Genomic DNA, 25,277 nt, shown 5'->3' with positions numbered 1-25,277 from the left:
GGCTGATCACGGGCGGGGACCGGGCGGAAACGCCCGGCGGCTTGCAGCGCTCATGCGGCCCGATATCGTCCGGCCCGCTCCACGCTGACGGGATCAGATTCTACTGTATATTTATACAGCACGCTGACGGTGCGCCAGGAAAGCCGCGCCAGGCGCGGCGCAGATCTGCCGCAAGCCGTCCGGACGGTCTGGCCATCTGGCCAGGGGCTAGCGGACCCGTTGCTCCCACATGCCTTCGTAAGCCGCTTCGAGACCGCGCGCGAAGCGCTCGCCGTCCATGAGCGCCGAGCGTTCCATGCGGGCGCGCAGGCCCGCGCGCAGATCCGCGAGCCGGGCCAGATCGCTCGCCAGATCGACGGCCGTGGCGACACAGGCTGCGTCGGATTCGGCGGCGAGCGCGTCGAGCCCGAGGTTCGCCAACTGGCTCAAACCGGCGCGTCCCGCCACCGTCGGGCCGACCCGCGTGACCACCGGTACGCCCATCCAGAGCGCGTCGAGCGAAGTGGTATGGCCGTTGTACGGCAGCGAATCGAGCCCGATGTCGATCTCGTGGTAGCCGCGCAGATAAGCTTCACGCGCCCTGAACGGTACGAAGCGCACGCGCGCCGGATCGATGCCCGCCTGGGCCAGCCGTCCGGCGATGCGGCGCCGCGCGTCGCCCTCCTGCGCCATGAGCACGAGGCGCGCGGACGGCAGATGCGCGAAAACGGGGGCCCAAAGTGCCAGCGTCGCCGCGGTGAGTTTGCAGGGATTGTTCAGGCTGCCGAACGTGACGTGACCGGCACTTGCCGCCGGCAGCGCGCCGACTTCGGGACCGGCCTCGCCCCCCGTTCCACGCGGGTCGTAACACCAGAACGTATCCGGCAAGCGCCAGGACCGCTCGCTGTAGTGGCCATCTTGCCCCGCTGGATCGAGATGCGGATCGGTCAGTCGCCAGTCGATCGCTGCGATCCCCGTCGTCCCCGGATAAGCGAGCCACGCGACCTGCACGGGTGCAGGCTTGCGTGCGAACAACAACGGCCGGCCATCGGCCATATGCATCGCGAGATCGACGAGGATGTCGATGCCATCCGCGCGAATCCGCTCTGCCAGCGCCGCGTCGTCGAGCGTGCGCACGTCGTGCCAGGCATCCACGCAGGCGGCGAGCCGCGCGGTGGTGGCATCGGGCCTCGCTACGCTCGAATAAGCATGGATCTCGAAGCGAGTCCGGTCATGGTGCGCGAGCAGAGGCGTCATGAACAATGCCTGGCAATGCTCACGAAAATCAGCCGATACGTAGCCGATGCGCAGGCGGCGCGCCGGATTGTGCGCGACGGTCGCGGGCGCAGGCAAAGGCTGAACGGCTTTCTCATGCTGCGCGGACCACGCACGCGCCGCTTCGCGTATCGCGTTGGCATCGAACGACTGGAACGAGAGCGCATACACCAGATTGCTGTGTGCGATTACATTGTCGGGATCGCTCGCCAGCGCCCGGCGGAAACACTCGACGCCCTCGTCCAGATCGCCGCTGTCCTTGAGCACGTTGCCAAGATTGTTGAGCGTGGCCGAATGAGCCGGATCGAGATCGAGTGCCAGACGCAGCAGCGCGTGCGCTTCGTCCAGGCGGCCCAGCGTCCGCATGAGGGTGGCCGCGTTGTTATAAGCGTCGATGAAATCAGGACGCGCCGCTATGGCCGCTTCGAATGCCCCCTGCGCCGCGCGGTGCTCACCAAGCTCGCGATAGACGTTGCCGAGGTTGTTCGCCGCCTCCGCATGTGCCGAATCGAGCGATCGCGCGCGAAGATACTGGGTCTCGGCTTCGCGCAGGCGACCGAGCGCATGGAGCGCGTTTCCGTAGTTATACGCCGCGTGGGCAGAATCGGGATCGCGGGCAACGGCCCGCTTCAGTAGATCCGCGGCTTCTTCTGGATGCCTTAGCAATGTCAGCAAGACGCCCAGATTGACCATCGCCGCGGGCGCATCGGGCGCCGCATTCAGTGCCGCGCGCAGCAACGCAAGCGCTTCGTCGTAACGCCCCTGCTCCTGCAGCAGCGTGCCGAGATTAGTGAGGGCATTGGCGTCGTTGGGCCGTACCGCCAATGCCTCGCGATATGCCGTCTGCGCCTCGCCGGCAACACCGAGCAAGCGAAGCGTGTTGCCCAGATTGTTCCAGGCATCGGCCGAATGCGGATCGCGCTGCAACGCGGCCCGCCAGGCGTCGGCCGCTTCGCCCAGTTGACCCTGCGCCTGCAACGCCGTAGCCAGTGCGAACCAGAGTTCGGCGGAGGATGCGTCGTCGGCGAGCAGACCAAGAAAGACTTCCGCCGCCTCGGCATGCCGCTCGCTCATCGCGTAAGCCTGGCCCAACGCCTCGCGATAGCGGCGATGTTCGGGACGAAGTTCAAGCGCCCTCTGCAGCCATGCAATCGCGCCGGTGGGACTACCTTCCTGCAAATCGAGCACGGCCAGCCTGAAGATCGCATCTGCGTGCGATGCGTCCTGCTCCAGCGACTCGAGATACAACTGGCGCGCAGCAGGCAAGTCACCCGCAAGATGCCTCTCGTTAGCGCGCTCGAATAGTGCGTTGTCGTGCATCGGATTCATGCAATGAGTGCCACATGCGATGGAATGCGTAGCGGGCTGTGTGGCTGGCTTCGTCGCGCATCAAGCGCCGTAGGAGCATAGCGTTCACGATGTTTCCTGCGTTTACCGTCCTTTACCGTGGCTTACGGAAGCGTTATCGCGAGATTCGAAATCGCTGCCAGACACATATCCCGTGCGCACCTTCATCGCACTCGCATTCGCTTTCCTTCACACTTGAAAGGTAGTGACGGCCGCGCTGCGAATCCGCGATGCGTGTTGCATCCGGCCGCGCGCTGCCAGGTCGATAAGGAGCCCTACGATGAGCAAGTCGATGCAAGCCGCGGTAGTTCGTGCCTTTGGCCAACCCCTCGTTCTAGAAGAAGTCGCCATCCCCACGCCGGGGCCGGGTGAACTCCTCGTGAAGATCGAAGCCTGCGGTGTCTGCCATACGGACCTGCATGCCGCGCACGGCGACTGGCCCGTGAAACCGCAACCGCCGTTCATTCCGGGGCACGAAGGCGTGGGTTATGTCGTGGGGGTTGGCCGCGGCGTCACGCACGTGAAGGAAGGCGACCGCGTCGGCATCCCCTGGCTCTATTCGGCCTGCGGTCATTGCGAACATTGTCTCGGCGGCTGGGAAACGCTGTGCGAGCAGCAGCAAAATACGGGCTATTCGGTCAACGGCGGCTTTGCGCAATATGCGAAAGCCGACGCGAACTACGTGGGCCTGTTGCCGAAGGACGTGGATTTCATCGAAGTGGCGCCGGTGCTCTGCGCGGGCGTCACGGTGTACAAGGGACTGAAGGTCACCGACACGCGCCCCGGCAACTGGGTAGTGATATCCGGCGTGGGCGGTCTCGGCCACATGGCCGTTCAATACGCGCGCGCCATGGGGTTGAACGTCGCAGCGGTGGACATTGACGATACGAAACTCGAACTGGCGAAGCGCCTCGGCGCAACCGTCACCGTCAATGCGAAGACGACGGATCCCGCGGCCTACCTCAAGAAGGAAATCGGCGGCGCACATGGCGTGCTCGTCACCGCGGTTTCTCCGATCGCTTTCTCGCAGGCGCTCGGCATGGTGCGTCGTGGCGGCACCGTGTCCCTCAATGGCCTGCCGCCCGGCGACTTTCCACTGTCGATCTTCGACATGGTGCTGAGCGGCATCACGGTGCGTGGGTCGATCGTCGGCACGCGGCTCGACCTCGAAGAGTCGCTGATGTTCGCGGCGGAAGGCAAGGTCAAGGCGACGGTCAGCACGGACAAGCTGGAGAACATCAACGACATATTCGCGCGCATGGAACGCGGCGCGATAGAGGGCCGGGTCGTGCTCGACATGGCCAGCTAACGTCAAAGCGGAGATTCTTGCCGATCGGAAACCACAAGGGCTCGCTGCGGCGAGCCCTTGTGGTTGGGGATAGCCCGCGAACAGGCGGGCCGAATGATGCCGCCGCCCGGTCAGGCGGCGACGTCGGCGCCCTTCAGCACCAGGATGTCGGGTGCCCCGGCAAGCCAGTCGTTGGCCTTTACCTTCGCGCCGAAGGCGGCATAGTGCGCGCTCTGGCGATGTGCTTCGACAGCCGCGTCGTCCGCATAGATCTCGTACACGTGGAAACCCGGCTGGCCGTCGGCGCGGCGCAGCAGGTCATAGCGCAGGTTGCCCGGTTCGTTGCGCGAAGCGGCGACCAGCTCGCGCAATGCGGCTTCGAGTTCCGCGACATGCTCAGGCCTCGGCGCGAGGCTCGCAATCAGGTACACACTCATCGTTCACTCCTTGTAGTCAACGTATTTTCCGATCGGCAAACTCAAGCCACCTTGTAGCGTTCCAGCCAGTGCGCGTACGGCGCCGGCAACGTCCACGCGGCGCGCTCCACACCCAGCTCGCGGGCCGCGTAATACGGCCAGTGCGGATTCGCGAGATGCGCGCGGCCCACCATCACCAGATCCAGCTGCTCGGTGGCCACCGAGCGCTCGGCCAGCGCCGGCGTATCGATGCCCCATGCCGAGGCCACAGGCAGCCCGGTCGCGCGGCGCACCTTCTGGGCGATCGGCGCGAGAAACGCGGGCGCCCACGGAATCTGCGCAGTGGGCGTGGAGAAGCCCACGCTCACGCTCAGCATGTCGAGCCCTTCCCGCTTGAAACCCTTAGCGAGTTCGATCGACTCGGCCAGCGTCTCTTCATCGCGGCCATCGTATTCGATCACGCCGAAGCGCGCAGTCAGCGGCAGATGCTCCGGCCAGACCTTGCGCACGGCGGCCAGCGTTTCCAGCAGGAAACGGCTGCGGTTTTCGAGGCTGCCGCCGTAAGCGTCGTCGCGCTGGTTCGAGTGCGGCGAGAAGAAGCTCTGCCCGAGGTAGCCGTGGGCAAAGTGGAGTTCGAGCCACTCGAAGCCCGCGTCGAGCGCGCGCTTCGCCGCCGCGACGAAGTCCTCGCGTACGCGGGCAATGTCGTCCAGCGTCATCGCCTTCGGCACCTTCGGCAGATGGGCGCCAAACGGAATCGCCGACGGGGCGATCGTCTGCCAGCCGCGCGGATCGCCCTCGGGAATATGGTCGTCGCCTTCCCACGGACGATTCGCGCTGGCCTTGCGGCCCGCGTGCGCGATCTGGATGCCGGGCACGGCGCCGGCGGCCTTGATGGCCGCAACGGCCGGCGCGAAGGCCTGCGCCTGCGCGTCGTTCCACAAGCCCGTGCAGCCCGGCGTGATGCGGCCTTCAGGCGAGACGGCAGTGGCTTCGACGATCACGAGGCCCGCGCCGCCGCGCGCGATCTGCGCGAGATGGACGTGGTGCCAGTCGTTGATCACGCCATCGACGGCCATGTACTGGCACATCGGCGGCACAGCGATGCGATTGCGCAGGGATACATCCTTGAGTTTGAACGGTTCGAACAATGCAGACATCTACTGCTCTCCGGGTTGGCACGGGCCGCGGCCTTCGCGACGCCCATGCCCGGTTAAGAAACGGGATTCCGGATCGGCAACGCAATGCGGCTGCGCCGCGCCGCGACGGTCGCGGCGTGTTGCCAAAGCGAATCGGAGATAAGGGCGAGACAAGACGTCTCGCCGGACGGGACTCAGGTTGGACTGCTGCGCGCACCGAAGGCTGCAAGCCGCGGCCCTTCGCCGCGCGCAGTCAGTCCAGACAGACGTCAGGCGCGACGCAGCGCCTTGAGCAACGCCTCGGCCACCGGCTCGGACGAGGCCGGATTCTGCCCCGTGATCAGCAGGCCATCGACAGCCACATGCGGCTGCCAGTCGGCGGCCTTCGTATAGCGGCCGCCGCTCGCCTTCAGCATGTCCTCGACGAGGAACGGCACGACCTCGGTGAGGCCCACGGCTGCTTCTTCCGCATTGGAAAAGCCGGTCACCGACTTCTCGGCGACGAGCGGCTTGCCGTCCGCGCCCTTCACATGCCGCAGCACCCCCGGCGCATGGCACACGGCCGCAACCGGCTTGCCGGCCGCGATCGTCTTCTCGATCAGGGCGATCGAGGCGGGATCTTCGGCCAGATCCCATAGCGGACCGTGGCCGCCCGGGTAGAACACCGCGTCGAAGTCGCCGGCATCCACATCGGCCAGGCGTTTCGTATCGGCAAGCTCCGCGCGCGCGGCCGCATCGGCTGCGAAGCGGCGCGTGGCATCGGTCTGCGCGGACGGATCATCGCTCTTCGGGTCGAGCGGCGGCTGGCCGCCCTTGGGCGAGGCGAGCGTCAACTGTGCCCCGGCATCGCGCAGCGCGTAGTACGGCGCCGCGAACTCCTCGAGCCAGAAGCCCGTCTTCTTGCCCGTGTTGCCGAGGTCCTCATGCGAGGTCAAAACGATCAGTACCTTCATCGGAATTCCTTTCTCGATGGCATCCCGGCGCTCGCGCGCCGTCGTGGGAACCGGTCCGTCACAGGTCGATTCGCAACCTATTAGACCGGTCGTCTAGTGTATCGATACATGCAGGCCCGTGCTGCGAAGGTGCGCCCGGAACGCGAGGCAGCCGGCGGCGCGCCCTTGCGCTTGTCTTACCTCATGCTGCCGGCGGCAGGCCTAGCAGGCGGCGCGTCGTCACCATGGCGGCCTCGAGCGGCCGGCCATCGCGCCGGATCTTTTCCAGCAACGTGGCGCCCAGCCACAACTCGTAGAGCGTCGCCGCCGTCCCCGCCGCGTCGCTCGCACCGGCAAGCGACCCATCCTCGTGTCCCGCCTCGATGCACGCGGCAAGCCGCGCCACGATCTGCTCGGTGCCGTGCTGCAAAACCACGCGCATCGGCTCGGACAAATCGCACACCTCGGCGCCCAGCTTCACCGCCAGGCACTTGCCGGCCGGATCGTCGGCGCATTGCGTGGAGCGCCAGTCGTCCCAGTAGCGCATCAGTTTCTCGGCTGCCGTGCCCGGCTGGCGTACCAGCAGGTCGTCCAGCCGCTCGATGTAGTCGGTGAAGTAAGACGTGAGCAGCGCTTCGCCGAACGCCTCCTTCGAGCCGAAATAATGATAGAACGAGCCCTTGGGAACGCCGGCCGCCGCCAGGATTTCGTTGAGGCCGACCGCCGAGAAGCCCTTGCCCAGCAAAATGGGCATGGCCGTGTCGAGGATGTGTTGCCGCACTTCGACGGCAGGCGTTGCATTCATGGATTGGCATGTTACAGACCGATTAGACCAGTCGTCTAGTAATCTCCCATGATCGGTAGTGGCATTGCAGCGCCCGGCGTCGACGTGTGCCGCCGGGATTTCGCATCGGAAACTCATTCGCACGAGAGGACACACATGGCGACCCGCACCCTGCTTTGTTATGGCGACTCCAACACGCACGGCACCAAGCCGCTGAACCTGCCCGGCGTGCTCGAACGCTTCGGCCCGGCCGACCGCTGGCCAGGCGTCTTGCGCACGGCGCTCGGCGACGGCTGGACCGTGGTCGAGGAAGGCCTGCCCGCGCGCACCACGGTCCACGACGACCCCATCGAAGGCCGTCACAAGAACGGGCTCGCCTATCTGCGCCCCTGCCTCGAAAGCCAGCTGCCCGTTGATGTGGTCGTCCTCATGCTCGGCACCAACGACCTCAAGGCGCGCTTTGCCGTCACGCCCGCCGACATCGCCAACTCGGTCGACGTGCTACTCGAAACGGTCGTCGCCTGTCATGCGGGCCCCGGCGGCGCGACCCCGCACGTGCTGCTGATGGCGCCCGTACCGATCGACGAAGTGGGTTTTCTGGGCGAGATCTTCACGGGCGGCGCCGCCAAGTCGCGGCTGCTCGCCCCGCTCTACGAGCGCGTAGCGGTGAAGTACGGTTCGGCGTTCCTCGACGCAGGCGACATCGTCAAGGTCAGCCCTACCGATGGCGTCCATTACGAGGCCGACCAGCATCACCACCTCGGCAAGGCCGTAGCCGAAGTCGTCCGCCAGCGCTTCGGCGCCTGAGCAGCACACAAGTTTTCCCGTTTTCCAAAGCGAAACCGCGACGCAAATGAAAAACGCCGCCGACCTGGAAGGCCGGCGGCGTTTGCCGTTCGTGCGCGCCGCGAAGCGTGGCGCACGAACGAAAGCGATGACGCTTAACGCGACATCATGTTCATGCTGACGTTGTGCATGACCCACAGCGTGCCGACGATCACGATCAGCACCGTCATCACGGTAAAGCCGAACGCGGTCACGTTCCAGCGCTGGCCCGACGACGTGTTCATGTGCAGGAAGAACACGAGGTGGACCACGATCTGCACCGCGGCCAGCACGGCGAGGCCGAGCAGCGCGGTTTCACGCGGGAAGCCGCCATGCAGGACGAGCCAGAACGAAGCGGCCGTGAGCACCACCGCCAGGATGAAACCGGCCAGATAGCCGCCGAAGCTGCCGTGGCTTTCTTCTTCGTGGATGGGATGAGCACTCATTTAGATCACGCTCGCAAGATAAACAAAGGAGAACACGCAGATCCAGACGATGTCCAGAAAGTGCCAGAAAAGGCTCAGGCACGCCAGGCGGCGAACTTCGCGCTCGCCCAGTTCCGGCGCCTTCGCCGTCTGAACCATCAGGACGATCATCCAGATCATGCCGAACGTCACGTGGATACCGTGGGTGGCCACCAGCGTGAAGAACGACGAGAGGAACGCGCTGCGTTGCGGGCCCGCGCCTTCTTCGATCAGATGCGCGAATTCATGCAGTTCGAAGTAGAGGAACGACGCGCCCAGCAGGAACGTGACGGCCAGCCAGAACAGCACCTGACCGCTGCGCTTCTTGTGCGCGCCGATCATCGCGAAACCGTACGTGATGGACGACAGCAGCAGCACTGCCGTTTCCATGGCCACGCCGGGGATGTCGAATAGATCCTTGCCCGTCGGGCCGCCTGCAAACTGGTTCTGCATCACGGCGAACACTGCGAACAGCGAGCCGAACAGAATACAGTCGGTCATCAGGTACAGCCAGAAACCGAACACCGAGTGTGACGGCGGGTGATCGTGGTGATCGTGCTCCGCCAGTGCGGCCGCACTTGTCTTCGTCAACATCAGTTGGCCTCCAGTGCTTCTTGATCCATCTGGCCACGGCGCTTGCCTTCGAACGCCTTGACCAGTGCGCGATTGCGCGCTTCTTCATCGGCCCGGACCTTGGCGGCCGGGATGTAATAGCCTTCGTTCTTCTGGAAGCTGTAGATGATCACGGTCGCGAGTATGCCGATGAAGCCGGCGATCATCATCCACCAGATGTGCCAGATGCCTGCGAAGCCCGTCACCAGCGCGAAGAAACCAACGAAGACCCCTGCGCTCGTGTTGGACGGCATGTGGATATCGGTGTACTTCGTGTTGACGACGTCCGGCGTTTCGCGGCCCGTATCCTTCAGGTGCTGGAACTCGTCGAGCTCGCTCACGTGCGGAATGACGGCGAAGTTGTACGACGGCGGCGGCGACGAGATCGCCCACTCCAGCGTACGGCCGCTGCCCCATGCATCGCCCGTCAGGTCGCGGTTTTCCGGCAGGTTGCGGTCGCGGATCGAAACGTACAGTTGCAGGAACTGGTGCACGATGCCGATCAGCACGAGCACGGCGCCGAACCAGGCGATGATCATCCACGGATGCCATGCCGGGTTGTCGTAGTGGTTCAGACGGCGGGTGGCGCCCATGAAGCCGAGCACGTACAGCGGCGTGAAGGCGACGTAGAAGCCCGTGAGCCAGAACCAGAACGCGCGCTTGCCGAGCTTTTCGTTCAGCTTGAAGCCGAACACCTTCGGGAACCAGAAGTTGAAGCCGGCCAGGTAGCCGAACAGCACGCCGCCGATGATCACGTTGTGGAAGTGAGCAATCAGGAACAGCGAGTTGTGCAGCACGAAGTCGGCGCCCGGGATCGCCATCATCACGCCGGTCATGCCGCCGATGGTGAAGGTGACCATGAAGCCGATCGTCCAGAGCACCGGCGAGGTGAACTCGAGGCGGCCGCGGTAGATCGTGAACAGCCAGTTGAAGATCTTCACGCCCGTCGGGATCGCGATGATCATCGTCATGACGCCGAAGAACGCGTTGACGTCGGCGCCCGAACCCATCGTGAAGAAGTGGTGCAGCCACACGAGGAACGAGAGCACCGTGATCGCGCACGTTGCGTACACCATGGTCTTGTAGCCGAACAGCGGCTTCTTCGCGAAGGCTGCGACGACTTCCGAGAACACGCCGAACGCCGGCAGGATCAGGATGTACACCTCGGGGTGACCCCAGGCCCAGATCAGGTTCAGGTACAGCATGGCGTTGCCGCCGCCGTCGTTGGTGAAGAAGTGCGTACCGACGTAGCGGTCGAGGCCGAGCAGCGCGAGCGTGACGGTCAGGATCGGGAACGCGGCCATGATCAGCACGTTCGTGCACAGCGCCGTCCACGTGAACACCGGCATCTTCATCAGCGTCATGCCGGGGGCACGCATCTTGATGATCGTGACGAAGAAGTTCACGCCGGTCAGCAGTGTACCCACGCCCGAGATCTGCAGAGCCCACAGGTAGTAGTCGACGCCGACGCCCGGACTGTACGCCAGCTCGGAGAGCGGCGGATACGCGAGCCAGCCGGTCTGCGCGAACTCGCCGACGACCAGCGAGATCATCAGCAGAACCGCGCCGACCGTGGTCATCCAGAACGACAGCGAGTTGAGCATCGGGAACGCGACGTCGCGTGCACCGACCTGCAGCGGCACGATGATGTTCATCAGGCCGACCATGAAGGTCATCGCCATGAAGAAGATCATGATGACGCCGTGCGCCGTGAAGATCTGGTCGTAGTGGTGCGGCGGCAGATAGCCCGGCGCGTTGTACGCCAGCGCGAGCTGGGTACGCATCATGATCGCGTCGGCGAAACCGCGCACGAGCATGATGAGGGCGAGCACGATGTACATGACGCCCAGACGCTTGTGGTCGACGCTCGTCAGCCACTCCGTCCAGAGATATTTCCACTTACCGAGGTAAGTAATGCCACCGAGCACGAACGCGCCGATGAGCGCCATGCCGATCATCGTGCCGAGAATGATCGGCTCGTGATACGGGACGGCATCCAGTGTAAGTTTTCCGAACATGCTTCGCTTACCCCTTGGTCACGCACGACGGGTCACTGAAATTCGTGACGTGGCCGTTGTTGTACTTCGCAATGATGTTGTTGAAGAGCTTCGGATCGACCGTCGAGAAGTACTGAACCGGTGCCTTCTCGGTCGGTTGGGCGACCGTTGCGTATTCATCCATCGAAAGCTGCGTCGAGGACGCCTTCACCTTCTGGACCCATGCGTCGAAATCCTGCTGGCTCGTGGCGATCGTGCGGAACTTCATGTCCGAGAAGCCCTTGCCGCTGAAGTTCGCCGAGAGGCCGGCATAGTCGCCCGCCTGGTCCGCGATCAGGTGCACGCGCGTCTGCATGCCGGCCATCGCGTAGACCTGGGTACCGAGCTGCGGGATGAAGAACGAGTTCATCACCGAATCCGACGTGATGCTGAAGTTCACGGGCGTACCCACCGGCACGGCCAGCTGGTTCACCGAGGCAATGCCCAGATCCGGGTAGATGAAGAGCCACTTCCAGTCCAGCGCGACCACTTCGACGTTGATCGGCTTGACGTTCGATTCAAGCGGTTTGTAAGGATCGAGCTCGTGCGTGGTTTTCCACGTGAGCACGCCGAGGAACAGGATGATCAGCGTGGGGATCGTCCAGACCACCACTTCGATGGCGGTCGAGTGCGACCACTTCGGTGCGTAGGTGGCGCTGCGGTTCGACGCGCGGTAGCGGTACGCGAACCAGAGCGTCAGCACGATCACGGGAATCACCACGATCAGCATCGCCCACGTCGAAGTCGCAATCAGCTCCTTCTCGGCCAGCCCGACGCTTCCCTTCGGGTCGAGGACTTCCAGGTTGCTGCAACCGGAAAGACACGCGGCCAATCCGGCTCCAACGGGAAGCAATAACCTTTTCAAGGTTGTTCTTTTCATCACGTTTGCCTGAATTTCATTCATTGAGTGGTTCCGGGCAGCTTCCCCTGACGTCCAGCAAAGGAAGCGCGCCCGCATCATACAGCCGCTTTGATCGTTGACAAGCAATGAATGTGGAAAATGATCTTTGCCGAAACGGAACTGAGACACTTTGTCGCACACGTTCGCCGCGTGCTGTCGCACTCGTGGCGAGCGTCTGCGCATCTGGCCCTGCTCCGTTTCGCCGCCAATCCCGCCGCGGCTTTTTTCGAAACGCCCTGCTATTCGAAACCTTTCTACACGCGCGCGCGCCGCGCCGCATCTTGCAATACGGGACGGCGCGCGTGCGCGGTCAAACCTGGGTGATCATGTCGGCGAACGCTGCGCGTGAACATCCGCGCTGGTACGCACTGCCTCGGCAGATGCGGCCTCGTCCGTCGGCTGCTTCGAGCGACTGGCCTGCGCGACGAGATTCGCCGCCGACAGTTCGATCGCATCGGTGAAGGGCTTCGGATACAGGCCCATTCCCAGCACCAGCGCCGAAAGCGAAACGAAGATCAGCAGCTCGCGGCCGCCGATGTCGGCCAGCTTCGCCACGCTCTTGTTCGCTACTGCGCCGAAGATCACGCGCTTGTACATCCACAGGGTGTACGCAGCGCTCAGAATGACGGTCGTCGCGGCCAGCGCGCCGATCCAGAAGTTCACGCGAATGGCGCCCATGATGACCATGAACTCGCCCACGAAGCCCGACGTACCGGGCAGGCCCACGTTGGCCATGGCGAACAGCATGAAGAACGCGGCGTAGCGCGGCATGGTGTTGACCACGCCGCCGTAAGCGTCGATCGAGCGCGTCTTCGTGCGGTCGAACAGCATGCCGGCGGCGAGCAGCAGGCCGCCCGAGACGAAACCGTACGAGATCATCTGCACGATCGCGCCTTCGGTGCCGATCTGGTTGAAGAGGAAGAGACCGAGCGTGACGAGGCCCATGTGAGCCACCGTCGAGTACGCGAGCATCTTGGTCATCTCGGTCTGCGCCAGCGCGAGCAGGCTGCCCCACACCACGGCGACGAGCGAGAGCGCGATGATGACCGGCGCGAAGAAGTGCGCGGCGTCCGGCGTGACCGGCAGCGTGAAGCGCAGGAAACCGTAGCCGCCCAGCTTGAGCATGGCGAGCATGACGGTCGCGCCCGTCGGCGCTTCGAGGTTCACGTCGGGCAGCCAGGTGTGCAGCGGCCACATCGGCACCTTCACGCCAAAGGCTGCGAAGAAGCCGATGAAGACGAAGATCTGCGGCACGAGGCCGAGCTTCAGGTTGTGCCAGGCGGCCATGTCGAAGGTGTGCGACTGGCTGTAGAGGTACAGCATCGACACCAGCATCAGCAGCGAGCCGCCGAACGAGAAGAAGAAGAACTTCACGGCCGCGTGGATGCGGTGCGTGTGGCCCCACACGCCGATCAGCAGGTACAGCGGGATCAGCGTGGCTTCGAAGAACACGAAGAACAGCATGCCGTCCGTCGCCGCGAAGGTCCCGACCATCAACCCCGAGAGGATCAGGAACGCGCCAAAGAACTGGGCGACGCGCACGGTGATCGAGTTCCACGAGGCAATCACGATCACGAGCGTGGTGAACGCCGTCAGCACGACCAGCCACAGCGAAATGCCATCGATCCCGAGGCGCCATGCCACGCCGAAGTCGGGCAGCCAGTTGCGGAACACCACGAACTGCATGCCGGCGACGGTGTTGTCGAAGCCGGCGATCAGCGGCAGAGTCAGCAGCAGGCCCACAACGGCGCCGACGAGCGCGACCCAGCGCGCGCGTTGCGCATGGCCGGATCCCACGCGTAGCACGACCACGCCGAACAGGATCGGAATCCAGATCGCCAGACTCAAGAACGGGACGGATTGCATTTCACAAGACCTTAAAAACGCCTGGCACACAGCGCCACATACGCGCCTCAAGGCGCGAAAGAATATTGAAAGATTGTCGCGGAATGAAATTCGAGCCGGGTCGCATGTAATTTATTTGTCAGCTTTTCGGCGAAGAACGACACACGCTCAAGGGTTAACGAGGGTAAATGGAATATAGAGGTTTTGCAGCGCAACAATACAGGACAGATCGCGACTTCTTTCAAGCCATTGTTTTTGATAAACTTTTTTGAGGTACATCAAGCGACAAATCATCGCTTGCTCAACCTTTTTGACAAAAAAACCGGGGCTCCGGGGTCGCCTGGCACACGTCGGCGACCCAGTCGGCCATTTGCCGCGGCCCGAATAATACCCTACATGTTTCTTTCGCTTCAATAACTTAACCGGCTGGATGCGAGATCCAGGACGGGCCCGCAGCACCGGAGTCCAACGAAAAAAGGCCCCGGCCGTGCGGGCCGGGGCCAAAACTCTCACTATGCGCCAGGGACTCCTGCTCTACGCATGGTGGCAATGTAGCCCCTTCCGTCCCCGGAATTAAGCACCCTGCGTGCAAGAGTCCCTTCCGGACTTCGTCACCTCTCCTTCCCCGCATCGCTTATCTCGGTCCCGATAGAATATTTAAATGAGAATCATTTGCATTTGAATACAGAATGCCCCATCATGGAGCCCACGCCGGCCACCGCGGCACCCGACGACGCACCCACTCAGGCCGCGAGGAGGTTCCATGCACTACATCGCCCCGTTCAACCGAAACGACACCCTGCTCGACGACTCGTTCGCCCAGCATCCGGACAGCGCCGAGCAGACGGTCCTGCGCGCGGTCCGCACCTGGCTGCGCCCGCACTGCGACGCCTACGGCAAGGAGGAAAGCTGGCGCGGCGTGCTGGCCGAAGCCGGCCTCGCCGTCGATGGCATCGGCCACTTCGACCTGCTGATGGGCACGCTGTGCCGCGCCGCCTCGCGCCCGCTCGACACCCGCTGCCGCTGCGCCTCGGAGCTCGCCACCGACGAAGCTTCGCTCCTGCGCACGCTCGCGCTCCTGCAATCGACGCGCAGCGAAGCCGCCGTGCAGCTGCTCAACGACTGGCTGCCGATGCCGAGCGTCTCGGGCATGCTCAAGTCGGCGCGCTGGTTCGCCATCGCGCTGCTCGACGCGGGGCTGCGTCTGAGCGAGCGGCCGCGTCGCGTGACTTATATGCACTGATATATGCACTGATGCGCTGAACGACGTGTACCGGGCGGCCCGGCGCGGTCGCATGGCGTGCGCGGAAGCGCCATCGCACCGGGGCATGAGCAAATTACGAAAAACGATTTGGGCGCGGCGCTCGCCGCCGTTAGCATGCCGGGTTTAGCTGCCTCACCCGCTTCTTTCCGCTATTGCCCGCTTTCGCATGTCCGCCTCCGCCGCTTCCCCTTCTGGCCCTCGCGCGCTGATCCGTTCGGCCGCCGATGTCTCGCAACTCGTCAACGCGGGCGCCGCGCGCGGCAGCAACGCACGCATCGTCGTCGCGATCGCGCTGGGCGGCGTGTTCCTCGACGCCTACGACCTGGGCGCACTGGCCTTCGGCCTCAAGGACGTCGCCCGCGAATTCTCGCTGACCCCGGCCGGCACCGGCCTGGTGGCGTCGGCCATCACCTTCGGCGCGATCGTCGGCGCATTCCTCGGCGGTTTTCTCACCGACCGCATCGGCCGCTATCGCGTGTTCATGGCCGACATGTTCTTCTTCGTCGTGGCCGCGATCGCCTGCGCGCTCGCGCCCAACGCCTGGGTGCTGGGCGGCGCGCGCTTCGTGATGGGGCTCGGCGTGGGCATCGACCTGCCCGTGGCGATGGCGTTCCTCGCCGAGTTCTCGCGCCTCGCAGGCCGCGGCAACAAGGCCGCACGCGTCGCCATGTGGTGCCCGGTCTGGTATGCGGCGATCAGCGTCTCCTACCTGCTCGTACTCGCGCTCTTTGCCACGCTGCCCGCCTCGCACTCGCACCTGCTGTGGCGGCTCACGCTCGGCTTCGGCGCCGTTCCGGCGCTCGCCATCATCGCCATTCGCAGCCGCTACATCAGCGAATCGCCGATCTGGGCGGCGAACCAGGGCGACCTCGCCGGTGCGGCCCGCATCCTCAAGCGCTCGTACGGCATCGACGCCGAGGTCGCACCCGATGCGCCCGCGCACGCGACGGGACCGGCCCATCGCGCCGCATCGTTCAGGAATTACGGCGCGCTGCTGCGCGGCGTCTACCGGCGCCGCACTGTGCTCGCTACCGTGACCGGCGTGGCGTCGTCGTTCGCCTATAACGCCGTGGCCTTCGGGCTGCCCATGATCATCTCGAGCTTTCTCGCGCAGTCGATGCTCACCACCATCCTCGCCTCGCTCTTCCTCAACCTGGGCTTTGCCTTCGTCGGCGGACTGATCTCCGTGCGCACGGTGCCGCGCCTCGGGGCCTGGAAGCTGACCGTGTGGGGCTACGCGATCCAGTTCGTGGCGCTCGTCGGACTTGCGATCGTCGGCAAGCCTTCGGCGACCGTGGCGGTCGCGAGCGCCGTTGCCTTGCTCGCCGCGTTCCTGTTCGGCCAGGGCATCGGCCCGGGCTCGCACACCATGACCTTCGCTTCGCTCGCCTATCCCACGTCGCTGCGCGGCGTGGGCGTGGGTCTGAACCAGACCCTCATGCGCGCGAGCTCCACCGTCTCGCTGTTCCTGTTCCCCGTGCTCTCCGCCGCGCTCGGCACGCGGGTCTTCTGGATCATCGCCATCGCGCCGCTGTGCGGGCTCGCGGCACTGCTTGCCGTGCGCTGGGAACCCTCGGGCTACGACGTCGATGCGGAGGACTTCGGCACGGTTGCGACGGCAGGCAGCCACGGCGTTGCCGCGCGGGATATCGCCGCCGTTCAGTAACGTTCAGTAACGCCGTCTCGCACCGGCGACGACGCGGCAAAGTGATCTGCATTCCTTATCGAATCTCAGCGCTTGCCTGACCGTTCTCTCAGGAAGCGCCGCACCGCCCGTGCGATCACCGGGTATTGCTCGCCGGGCACGGCAAAGAGCACCAGCGCGCAAACCGCCAGCACGCCGCAGAACAGAAACGTGCCGCGATAGCCGAAGGCCTGCACGAGCAGGCCGGAAAGCACACCCGAAAGAATCGACCCCAGCCGCGCCGCGTTGAAGAACAGCGCCGTGGCGCGGCCCGGCGACTCGGGCATGAGATCCTGCACGTAGGTCATGCCGAGGCACGACGTGACGGCCACCACAAATGCGTTGAGCATCTGCATGGGGATCAGCGCATTCACGCCGGGCGCCACCGACATCGCCACGAAATACACGGCGTGCACGGTCGCGCAGGCGGCCAGCCAGCGCGGCTTGTTGAGCACGGACGCGCGCGCGCCGAGCGCGAGCATCATCGGAATCTCCATGAACGCGCCGAGGCCCAGCATGATGGATACGTCGAGCCGCGTGCCATGCAGCCCGTGCACGATATAGAGCGGCAGCACGATCATCGTCGCATTCGCCGCGAGGCCGATCAGCGTGAGCGCCACCACCGCGCGCATGATGTCCTGCGACGACACCTCGGGCATCGGCATCCGCAGCTTCGACGCGGGGCGCACACCGGCCCGCCCCGGCATGTGGCCCGGTTCGACTTCGGCCTGCGTGAGCGGCTGGCCCTCGTACTGCGCGTCGTCGTCCCGATCCACCTGCCCTGCCGTGGGGCGCGGCGCCAGATGCTGCGTGGCGTGCTCGTCGAGGCGCGGCTCGCGCATGCGCCAGACGATCGTAGCGCACGCGGCGAAGCTCGCCGCCGCGAACAGAAAGAGGCCATAGAACCCCGCCGCCGCGAGCACGAGCGCGCCGACCGCCGGCCCGAACACCCACGCCGCCGAAAGGATCGTGCGCAAGGTTGCGCTCGCAAAGGTCCGCTCGGCATGATCGGCGGCGGGCAGCGCCGCGCGGCTGAACGAGAACACGAGCGAGAGCGCGCAACCGCCCGCCCCGATGAACGCGATGCCGACCGCGAGCAGCAGCCGGTAGTCGCGCACGACGCACAGGCACAGATAGCCGAGCGTCGCCGCGCACAGCGAAACGAGCAGCAGCAGCCGGTGCTTGCCGGTCGCATCGCTGAAGCGCCCGGCGGCCGTGCTCGCGATCACGCCGCTCGTGGCGATGGCGGTCATGAAGATACCGAGCCTGAGCGGCGACATGCCGGCACGTTCGACGCCGAAGAGCGAGAGATACGGAGCGGTGAAGGACATGGCCACGCCCAGCATGAGCGTGGCACCGGCGAGCGGCAGGAAACCTGGGATACGCAGAAGACCGGCAAAGCGCGAGTAGTTGAGCACGGCGCGACTTGTAGTGACGGGGGTGGGCCGGCAACGCGCGTTGTGCCGCGTGAGGGCCGTATCGGAGCCGATTATCGGTTGGAATCGCGCGCTCGCGCAAGGAAGCCGGCCAGGCAATCAGCATCTGAGCGATGGGACGTGCTTGTGCGCGGATTGGAAACGCGGCAGCAGGTTTTCCACAGATTTTGTTGAGAGCCCTGTGGGTAACGCCTGGACAGCCGACCCAAGTCGTTGATGGAAAAGATTTTGTTCGGCACAGTCACGCGCGGAGCAGCGCAGGCCGGAAGGACGTTAACAGACGTTGCCCAAGCCCCGGCGCTAGCCGAATTACCTGGTAGAGCGAAGCAATTTCAGACTGCGGGACAAAGAAATTGTCCGGTGAAGCAAACGCAGCGACGACCATTTATCCACAGTTTCGGTGGAGAGCCCTGTGGGCAAGTTCGGGACAGCGCAGTCAACCCTCTGATCTCAAAAGGAGTTTCCGCTCGATGCCGCACAAGACGCAGCGTGCGGACAGCACGAGGCTTGTCCACAGATTTCTGGGATAAGCCTGTTGATAACCTCGCGGCAACGGCTCCAACTCCTTGATCGGACGGTAACTTTACTGGCTGACCCGGCGCCGCTCCGCTGGAGCTCACCGCGGGTTTCCCATCGGCAACCCGCGGCTTTCACGCCGTGCTCAGGCCAGATCCAGGGCGCCGGTAAGATCGCCCGGCGGCGTCTGCCCGCGCGCGACGAACGCGCGATCGCGGGCTGCCACCGCATCGAGCGGCGTCAATCCGTGGACACGCGTGATGAAGCGCAGGATCGACGTAGTGTCGTACATCGTGCGATCGACGTAGCCCTTCTTCGCGAACGGCGCGATCACGAGCGCGGGCACGCGCGAGCCCGGGCCCCAGCGGTCGCCGATGGGCGGCGCGACCGGATCCCACCAGCCGCCGTTCTCGTCGTGCGTCATCACGATCACGGTGTTCGCCCATGCCGGACTGCGCTGCAGGTGTTCGATCACCGCAGCCACGTGACGGTCGCCCGATTCGACGTCCGCGTAGCCGGCGTGCATGTTGAGGTTGCCCTGCGGCTTGTAGAACGTCACGGCCGGGAGCCGTCCCGCATCGATGTCCGCAAGCAGGCGGTTGGTCGCCGGATCGTCGCCGAGACCCGCGTCGCGCAGATGGCGAGCGCGGGCCGCCGTGCCGGGCGCGAAGCTCGCGAAGTAATTGAACGGCTGATGGTGGTACTGGAAATCGGGCACCGCGCCGGTGTCGCGGTGGTCGAGCGCATACTGCCAGGCGCCGCTATACCAGGCCCAGTCGATGCCCTTCGCCGAAAGCCGGTCGCCGATCGTGGCGAACGTCTGCGGCGGCAGCACGCGCGGATCGGAAGGGTCGGCGAGCGCCGGATTGCCGTCCTCGGGAGGACGCACGCTGCTCGGTTGATACGGCGGCGCCATCGTGTTCACCGCGTAGCCGTCGGGCGTAAAGAGGCCGTCGCGCACGAACTTCGGCGGCCCGTCGAGCGCCGATGCCGGGCTGTCCGGCGCCAGTTTCAGGCGCGTGCCGAGCGGATCGTCGCCCTCCACCACGGAAACGAGATTCTTCGCGGGACCGTTCTGGATATCGGCGACATACGGCGCCGCGCCCGAGATCAGGAAGATGTGGTTCAGCCAGGACCCGCCGAAGGCCGCCATGAAGAAGTTGTCGCACAGCGTGTACTGCTGGGCGAGTCCCCAGAGGCGCAGGGTCTGCGCGGAGTTCTCGTAGTAGCCCATCACCAGGCCGCCCGAGTCGCCCCAGGCCGCGAACTGATCATTGCGGCCCGCATTGATCTGCATCTGGTTCTGGTAAAAACGGTGAATCAGATCGCGCGTGATGATTCCGTTCGGCAACGGCTGGCCCTGCGTGTCCACGATACGAAACGGCTGGTTAGGCAGCCCGGCGATCGCCTTTTCGCCGATCATGTAGCGCTTGCCGTCGAGTTCCTGCGCCTGTGGCACGAGCCCGCCCCAGATCTTCGGCAACTGCGTGAGCGGTGTCTTGCCGTCGCGGTCGAGCTGCGTGTAGCGCTCGGCACTCACGCTCGCCAGCGGAGACTGCACGCCGGGGAAGCCGCCGTACAGATTGACGAAGCTGCGGTTCTCCGCGTAGATCACGACGATATGGCGCACCTGATCGCGCAGCGCCGCATCGACGCGCGCATCGGCGCCGCCGCGCGGCGCCCCTGCCGCGTTCGGTTCGGAGGTCTGGCAGCCGCCGAGCGCGAGCCCCACGCCCACCGCGGCGATGCCGGTGAGAACGCGGCGGCGCGCGGGGTCGTCGGGACCAGCAGGCCCCGCCAGGTCGAACTGCGCATCGAGGGCCGGGGCCTCGCTCGGATTCTCGGGCGGCGTGTCGTTCTGCTTCATCGGGCCTCTCTCCTTCTCGTCTCGGGACGGATCGCTCGCGGCGCGCTGCGGTTCACGAGAGAGGAGCATACCGTGTCCCCCCGCACCGAGACAGGCCGGGGGCAGGATGCTTGTGTGAAATTTTCGAGGCGACTGGCTGGCGAATACGTCAGCCAGAACGCATGGCGCGCGCCGTCGCTCAGGGTTCGCGCGCCGCGGGCGGCACAGTGCCTGGCGCACCGGACTGAGGCTGGGCCTGCGCGAGCGTCTGGGCCGGCCGCATTTCCGGCACGTGGCCGTCGAGCGGCGGCCGCGGCACGGCCGGCAAGCTCGCGCGTTCGCCGCGCGGCACGCCGGCGTCGTCGGTCCATTGCGGATCGGGAATCTCGCCGAAGACCTGACGCAAACGCGTGCCCCAGGTGTTGTGAATCATCTCGAAGTAATCGTTCGACTGGTCGAGCGAGGCGTAGCGCGTGACGCGCAGCGAATCGCACTCATAGACGAGCAGATCGAGCGGCAGCCCCACCGAGAGATTCGAGCGCAGCGTGGAATCCATCGAAATCAGCGCGCACTTCGCCGCTTCGTCGAGCGGCGTATGCGGGGTCAGCACGCGGTCGATGATCGGCTTGCCGTATTTGGATTCGCCGATCTGGAAGTACGGATTGACACTCGACGTTTCGATGAAGTTGCCGGCCGCGTAGATCTGGAACAGCCGCATCGGCTGGCCGCGCAGCTGGCCGCCCAGGATGAAGCTGCAGTTGAATTCGATATTGAAACTCTTGAGCGCTTCGGCGTCGCGCCGATGCACTTCGCGCACCGCCTCGCCGACGATGCGCGCGGCTTCGACCATCGTCGGTGCATTCCAGAGCGTGGGGCGCGCGCCGTCCTGCGGCTCGGTGAGCACGTGCAGCGTGGCCTGCGTGATCGCGAGATTGCCGGCCACGAGCAGCACCAGCACCCGCTCGCCGGGATCCTCGAACACCGTCATCTTGCGCGACGTGCTGATGTGATCGACCCCCGCGTTCGTGCGCGTATCCGAGAGGAACACGAGCCCTTCCTCCACCGCCATCCCTACGCAATACGTCATGCGACTCCTCCGCCCCGCCTCAGCGCGCTTTCGTTTCCCATGCGAAACGTCGCGCCATTATCGTCCTTCCAGGGGTTTCCGATGTTAAATCTGGAAAACTATTGTTGCGACGCCTGCACGTTCACCTCCACGCTTACGTCCATGGTTTCGCCCATGCCGCCTACGCGCCGCCCGCGTATCGGCGCCGCCGCCTCGTAATCGCGCCCCACCGCGATCCGGCAATATTTTTCGCTTGCGAAACAGGCATGCGTGACGTCGACCGTCACCCAACCGTTGTCGATCCAGACGTCCACCCACGCATGGCTCGCCATTTCCGGCACGTCGCCCGGATCGATATAGCCGCTCACGTAGCGCGCCGGCACCCCGCGCGCCCGGCACAGCGCGAGCATCACGTGCGCGTGGTCCTGGCACACGCCGCGGCCGAGAGCAAACGCATCGGCGGCCGAGTGGGTCACGTCCGTCACGCCGGCTTCGTAGCGGATGCGCTCGGTCACGCGCGCCGCCGTGTCGAGCAGGCCGGCCGCGTCGTCGAGCGAGCGCAGGCTCTGCGCGAAGTCCGCCAGTGCCGCATCGGCTTCGGTCAGCCGGGTCGGCGAGGTGAAGTGCTGCATCGGTATCGGCCCCTCGCCCTCGGGCAAACGCCCGTCGGGCAGCGCCACGGTTTCCACTTCGCCGCGCACGCGCAGGCGGATTTCCTTGTGCGGGCGGGTCAGCACGAGCGTCATCAGCGCATTGCCGTAGGCGTCGCGGCCCGCGTCGAGCTTGCCGGGCGCATCCACGAGCCACTGCGTGACGATCTGCGCGGGTGTGGTGAGCGGCGAGAGCCGCAGTTGCTGGATCGAGTAGTGCACCGGCGCTTCGTAGCGATAAACGGTGTCGTGGCGAATCGCGAGTTGCATAACGAAGAGTCCTCTGGATGCTGTGTGGATGGAACGGCCCGGCCCCGGGCAAATGCATGGGAACAAATGCGCGCGAGTACGCCCAGGCGCGCGCAAGGGCCGCTATCCGACCGGCATCATCAGGTAAGTGCGCGCGACCTGGTTGCCCAGTTCGTATACGCGTGCGAGGAACTGCGTGAGAAACGTATGCACGCCAACCGAAAAGATCTGCCGCAGGTCGGCATAGAGCAGTTCGGCGCGCAGCTTGCCCGCGGTGCGCTCCACTTCGCGCGAAGCATCCGTGCGCAGCATGGCGAGGTTCGCGCAGACGCCGTCGATGGAAGCCAGCAGCGAGCGCGGCATCTGCTGGTTCAGGATCAGCAGCTCGACTACGCGCGCGGGCGTCACTACGTCGCGATAGACCTTGCGATAGATCTCGAGCGCGGAGACGGAACTGAGAATCGAAGTCCAGTAGTAAAAGTCTTCGAGCTGCCGCGCCGCCGAGCGCGAATCGGCCTGGTCCACTTCCACGAAGCGCACGTCGAGAATCCGCGCCGTGTTGTCCGCGCGTTCGAGGAAGGTGCCCAGTTGCGTGAAGAACAGCGCATCGTCCTGCAGCGCCGTACCGAGCGTCACGCCGCGCGAGAGATGCGAGCGGAACTTCACCCACTCGAACAACGTTTCGGGGTGCGTAGCAAGTTCGTCGCCGCGCAGGCGTTCGGCGAACTGCAGCCACGATTCGTTGATGGTCTCCCACCATTCCGTCGTGAGCGTGCCGCGCACCGCGCGGGCATTCTCGCGCGCCGCCTGCAGGCACGAATAGATACTGGAAGGGTTGGTCGGATCGGCGACGAGGAACTGCAGCACGTTCGAGCTGGTTATCTCTTCGTGGCGCGCGTCGAAGGCAGGTTCGAGCTCGGAAATGCGCAGTACGGCGCGATGCGTGCGTGCCTCGCTGTCCGTACTGCCCGGCAGCAGCAGCGCCCTCATGTTGATATCGAGCATGCGCGCGGTATTCTCGGCCCGCTCCATATAGCGGGCCATCCAGAACAGGTGATCGGCGGTGCGGCTCAGCATGGTCGCTCCTGTGCTTGTCGAGGTTGCGCGTGTGAAATCATTCGAGCACCCAGGTATCTTTGGTCCCACCACCCTGCGAAGAATTGACGACGAGCGAGCCCTCCTTCAGCGCAACGCGCGTAAGCCCCCCGGCCGCCATCTGGATCTTCTTGCCCGACAGCACGAATGGGCGCAGATCGATATGGCGCGGCGCAATGCCCGCTTCGACAAAGGTCGGACAGGCCGAGAGCGACAGCGTGGGTTGCGAAATGTAATTGCTGGGGCGCGCGATGAGCTGCTCGCGAAACGCCTCGATTTCCTCGCGCGTGGAGGCCGGTCCCACGAGCATGCCGTAGCCGCCCGCGCCGTGCACTTCCTTGACGACGAGCTCCGGCAGATGCGCGAGCGTATAGGCGAGATCGTCGGGGCGCCGGCATTGCCACGTCGGCACGTTGTTGAGGATCGGCTTCTCGCCCAGGTAGAACGCGATCATGTCGGGCACGTAGGGGTAGATCGACTTGTCGTCGGCCACGCCCGTGCCCATTGCGTTCGCGAGCACCACGCGGCCCGCGCGATACGCCGTGAGCAAACCCGGCACGCCGAGCGCGGAATCGCCGCGAAACGCGAGCGGGTCGAGAAAGTCGTCGTCCACGCGCCGGTAGATCACGTCCACGCGGCGCGGCCCCTGGGTCGTGCGCATGAAAACGTAGTTGTCGTCCACGAAGAGGTCTTTGCCCTCCACGAGTTCGACGCCCATCTGCTGCGCGAGGAAGGTGTGCTCGAAGTACGCCGAGTTGTACATGCCCGGCGTGAGCAGCACGACCACGGGATCGTCCACGCCGTCGGGCGCCACCGAGCGCAACGTGTCGAGCAGCAGGTCCGGATAGTGCGCGACGGGCGCGACCTTGTGCTGGACGAACAGCTCGGGAAAGAGCCGCATCATCATCTTGCGGTTTTCGAGCATGTACGAGACGCCGGACGGCACGCGCAGATTGTCTTCGAGCACGTAGAACGCGCCGTCGCGTCCGTCACGCACGATGTCGATACCGGCGATGTGCGCATAGATCCCGAGCGGCAGATCGATGCCCTGCATCTCGGGCCGGTACTGCGCATTCGTATAGACCTGCTCCGGCGGAATCACGCCGGCCCGTACGATGTTGCGATCGTGATAGACGTCGTGGAGGAACAGGTTGAGGGCCCGCACCCGCTGGCGTAAACCGGCTTCCAGCAGGCTCCACTCGTCGGCGGGAATGACGCGGGGTATCAGGTCGAACGGAATGAGGCGTTCGGTGCCCGACAGGTCGCCATTGACAGCGAACGTGATGCCGACCCGCCTGAACAGCAGGTCCGCCTCCGTGCGCTTGCGCGCCATCGTCTCGCCAGTCTGGCGGTCCAGCCAGCGCTGGAACCGCTCGTAATGAGGGCGCGCCGCGCCCTCCTCGCGCATCTCGTCATAGACTTGCATCGGCTTGTTCTCGCGCGTATAGGCAGCCGCGACTCACGTTTCGTCACATGAATTGCGACGTCGTGTTGCGGTTATGCCTGAAAAGCAAGTGATATGCCATCTCCGGCTACGAATTCTGCGCATGAATGGTGCAATGCCGATGACGATTATGCGCCCCGTCAGCGCGCGGCGGAACATTCGCGCGACGCCCGCCTCAATCTGG

Annotated in this window: 20 protein-coding genes; 4 read left to right on the top strand and 16 right to left on the bottom strand. The window is 64.9% G+C overall.

What is annotated here, in order from left to right; all coding sequences use genetic code 11:
- Positions 1 to 207 precede the first annotated feature (207 nt).
- Entirely contained in the window at positions 208 to 2,583 is a 2,376-nt protein-coding gene (locus U5760_RS23765) for a tetratricopeptide repeat protein (protein ID WP_322014742.1), read from the bottom strand.
- A gap of 298 nt (positions 2,584 to 2,881) precedes the next feature.
- Between U5760_RS23765 and adhP the strand changes: the two genes are divergently transcribed.
- Positions 2,882 to 3,910 (top strand): alcohol dehydrogenase AdhP, encoded by a 1,029-nt coding sequence (gene adhP / locus U5760_RS23760; RefSeq protein ID WP_322014741.1) that lies wholly within the window; start codon positions 2,882 to 2,884, stop codon positions 3,908 to 3,910.
- Positions 3,911 to 4,020: 110 nt separating this feature from the next.
- On the opposite strand, the gene U5760_RS23755 is transcribed toward adhP, so the two are convergent.
- From U5760_RS23755 to U5760_RS23740, 4 genes are all read right to left on the bottom strand, one after another.
- Positions 4,021 to 4,326 (bottom strand): putative quinol monooxygenase, encoded by a 306-nt coding sequence (locus U5760_RS23755; protein ID WP_322014740.1) that lies wholly within the window; start codon positions 4,324 to 4,326, stop codon positions 4,021 to 4,023.
- Positions 4,327 to 4,367: 41 nt separating this feature from the next.
- A complete protein-coding gene (locus U5760_RS23750; RefSeq protein WP_322014739.1) occupies positions 4,368 to 5,465 on the bottom strand; it encodes an NADH:flavin oxidoreductase/NADH oxidase in 1,098 nt (365 codons plus the stop codon).
- Between the two features lie 248 nt (positions 5,466 to 5,713).
- Complete coding sequence (locus U5760_RS23745; protein WP_322014738.1) at positions 5,714 to 6,397, bottom strand: type 1 glutamine amidotransferase domain-containing protein; 684 nt, start codon at positions 6,395 to 6,397, stop codon at positions 5,714 to 5,716.
- 181 nt (positions 6,398 to 6,578) lie between these two features.
- Positions 6,579 to 7,181, bottom strand: coding sequence for a TetR/AcrR family transcriptional regulator (locus U5760_RS23740; RefSeq protein WP_322014737.1), 603 nt, complete (start codon positions 7,179 to 7,181; stop codon positions 6,579 to 6,581).
- Positions 7,182 to 7,316: 135 nt separating this feature from the next.
- Here U5760_RS23740 and U5760_RS23735 point away from each other — a divergent pair, with 135 nt between their 5' ends.
- The gene (locus U5760_RS23735; protein WP_322014736.1) at positions 7,317 to 7,967 is read left to right on the top strand and encodes an SGNH/GDSL hydrolase family protein; all 651 of its coding nucleotides are present in this window, start codon (positions 7,317 to 7,319) and stop codon (positions 7,965 to 7,967) included.
- 134 nt (positions 7,968 to 8,101) lie between these two features.
- On the opposite strand, the gene cyoD is transcribed toward U5760_RS23735, so the two are convergent.
- The 5 genes from cyoD to U5760_RS23710 form a co-directional block, all read right to left on the bottom strand.
- Complete coding sequence (gene cyoD / locus U5760_RS23730; RefSeq protein WP_322014735.1) at positions 8,102 to 8,431, bottom strand: cytochrome o ubiquinol oxidase subunit IV; 330 nt, start codon at positions 8,429 to 8,431, stop codon at positions 8,102 to 8,104.
- Positions 8,432 to 9,043 carry a cytochrome o ubiquinol oxidase subunit III gene (gene cyoC / locus U5760_RS23725; RefSeq protein ID WP_322014734.1) on the bottom strand — a complete coding sequence of 204 codons (612 nt, stop codon included), beginning with the start codon at positions 9,041 to 9,043 and terminating at the stop codon, positions 8,432 to 8,434.
- Positions 9,043 to 11,079 carry a cytochrome o ubiquinol oxidase subunit I gene (gene cyoB / locus U5760_RS23720; protein WP_322014733.1) on the bottom strand — a complete coding sequence of 679 codons (2,037 nt, stop codon included), beginning with the start codon at positions 11,077 to 11,079 and terminating at the stop codon, positions 9,043 to 9,045. The genes cyoC and cyoB overlap by 1 nt, the downstream gene beginning before the upstream one ends.
- A 7-nt stretch (positions 11,080 to 11,086) precedes the next feature.
- The gene (gene cyoA, locus U5760_RS23715; protein WP_322014732.1) at positions 11,087 to 11,977 is read right to left on the bottom strand and encodes a ubiquinol oxidase subunit II; all 891 of its coding nucleotides are present in this window, start codon (positions 11,975 to 11,977) and stop codon (positions 11,087 to 11,089) included.
- Between the two features lie 345 nt (positions 11,978 to 12,322).
- Positions 12,323 to 13,864, bottom strand: coding sequence for an NADH-quinone oxidoreductase subunit M (locus tag U5760_RS23710; protein WP_322014731.1), 1,542 nt, complete (start codon positions 13,862 to 13,864; stop codon positions 12,323 to 12,325).
- Positions 13,865 to 14,606: 742 nt separating this feature from the next.
- On the opposite strand from U5760_RS23710, the gene U5760_RS23705 reads away from it, so the two are divergent.
- Both U5760_RS23705 and U5760_RS23700 read left to right on the top strand, forming a co-directional pair.
- Entirely contained in the window at positions 14,607 to 15,086 is a 480-nt protein-coding gene (locus U5760_RS23705; protein WP_322014730.1) for a hypothetical protein, read from the top strand.
- A gap of 187 nt (positions 15,087 to 15,273) precedes the next feature.
- A complete protein-coding gene (locus U5760_RS23700) occupies positions 15,274 to 16,773 on the top strand; it encodes an MFS transporter (RefSeq protein ID WP_322014729.1) in 1,500 nt (499 codons plus the stop codon).
- Between the two features lie 65 nt (positions 16,774 to 16,838).
- Here the strand turns inward: U5760_RS23700 and U5760_RS23695 are convergent, their stop codons facing one another.
- The 6 genes from U5760_RS23695 to U5760_RS23670 form a co-directional block, all read right to left on the bottom strand.
- The gene (locus tag U5760_RS23695; protein WP_322014728.1) at positions 16,839 to 18,209 is read right to left on the bottom strand and encodes a sugar efflux transporter; all 1,371 of its coding nucleotides are present in this window, start codon (positions 18,207 to 18,209) and stop codon (positions 16,839 to 16,841) included.
- A 679-nt stretch (positions 18,210 to 18,888) separates the two neighbouring features.
- Positions 18,889 to 20,610, bottom strand: coding sequence for an acid phosphatase (locus tag U5760_RS23690; protein ID WP_322014727.1), 1,722 nt, complete (start codon positions 20,608 to 20,610; stop codon positions 18,889 to 18,891).
- 178 nt (positions 20,611 to 20,788) lie between these two features.
- Positions 20,789 to 21,676: a proteasome-type protease gene (locus U5760_RS23685; protein WP_322014726.1), complete on the bottom strand. Its 888-nt coding sequence runs from the start codon at positions 21,674 to 21,676 to the stop codon at positions 20,789 to 20,791.
- A gap of 98 nt (positions 21,677 to 21,774) precedes the next feature.
- Complete coding sequence (locus U5760_RS23680; protein ID WP_322014725.1) at positions 21,775 to 22,575, bottom strand: transglutaminase family protein; 801 nt, start codon at positions 22,573 to 22,575, stop codon at positions 21,775 to 21,777.
- 102 nt (positions 22,576 to 22,677) lie between these two features.
- Positions 22,678 to 23,631 carry an alpha-E domain-containing protein gene (locus tag U5760_RS23675; protein ID WP_322014724.1) on the bottom strand — a complete coding sequence of 318 codons (954 nt, stop codon included), beginning with the start codon at positions 23,629 to 23,631 and terminating at the stop codon, positions 22,678 to 22,680.
- Positions 23,632 to 23,668: 37 nt separating this feature from the next.
- A complete protein-coding gene (locus U5760_RS23670) occupies positions 23,669 to 25,075 on the bottom strand; it encodes a circularly permuted type 2 ATP-grasp protein (RefSeq protein WP_322014723.1) in 1,407 nt (468 codons plus the stop codon).
- Between the last annotated feature and the right edge of the window lie 202 nt (positions 25,076 to 25,277).

The organism is Paraburkholderia sp. J12, assembly GCF_905220215.1.
Classification (GTDB): domain Bacteria; phylum Pseudomonadota; class Gammaproteobacteria; order Burkholderiales; family Burkholderiaceae; genus Paraburkholderia.
This window is presented reverse-complemented; position numbering and strand designations above follow the sequence as displayed.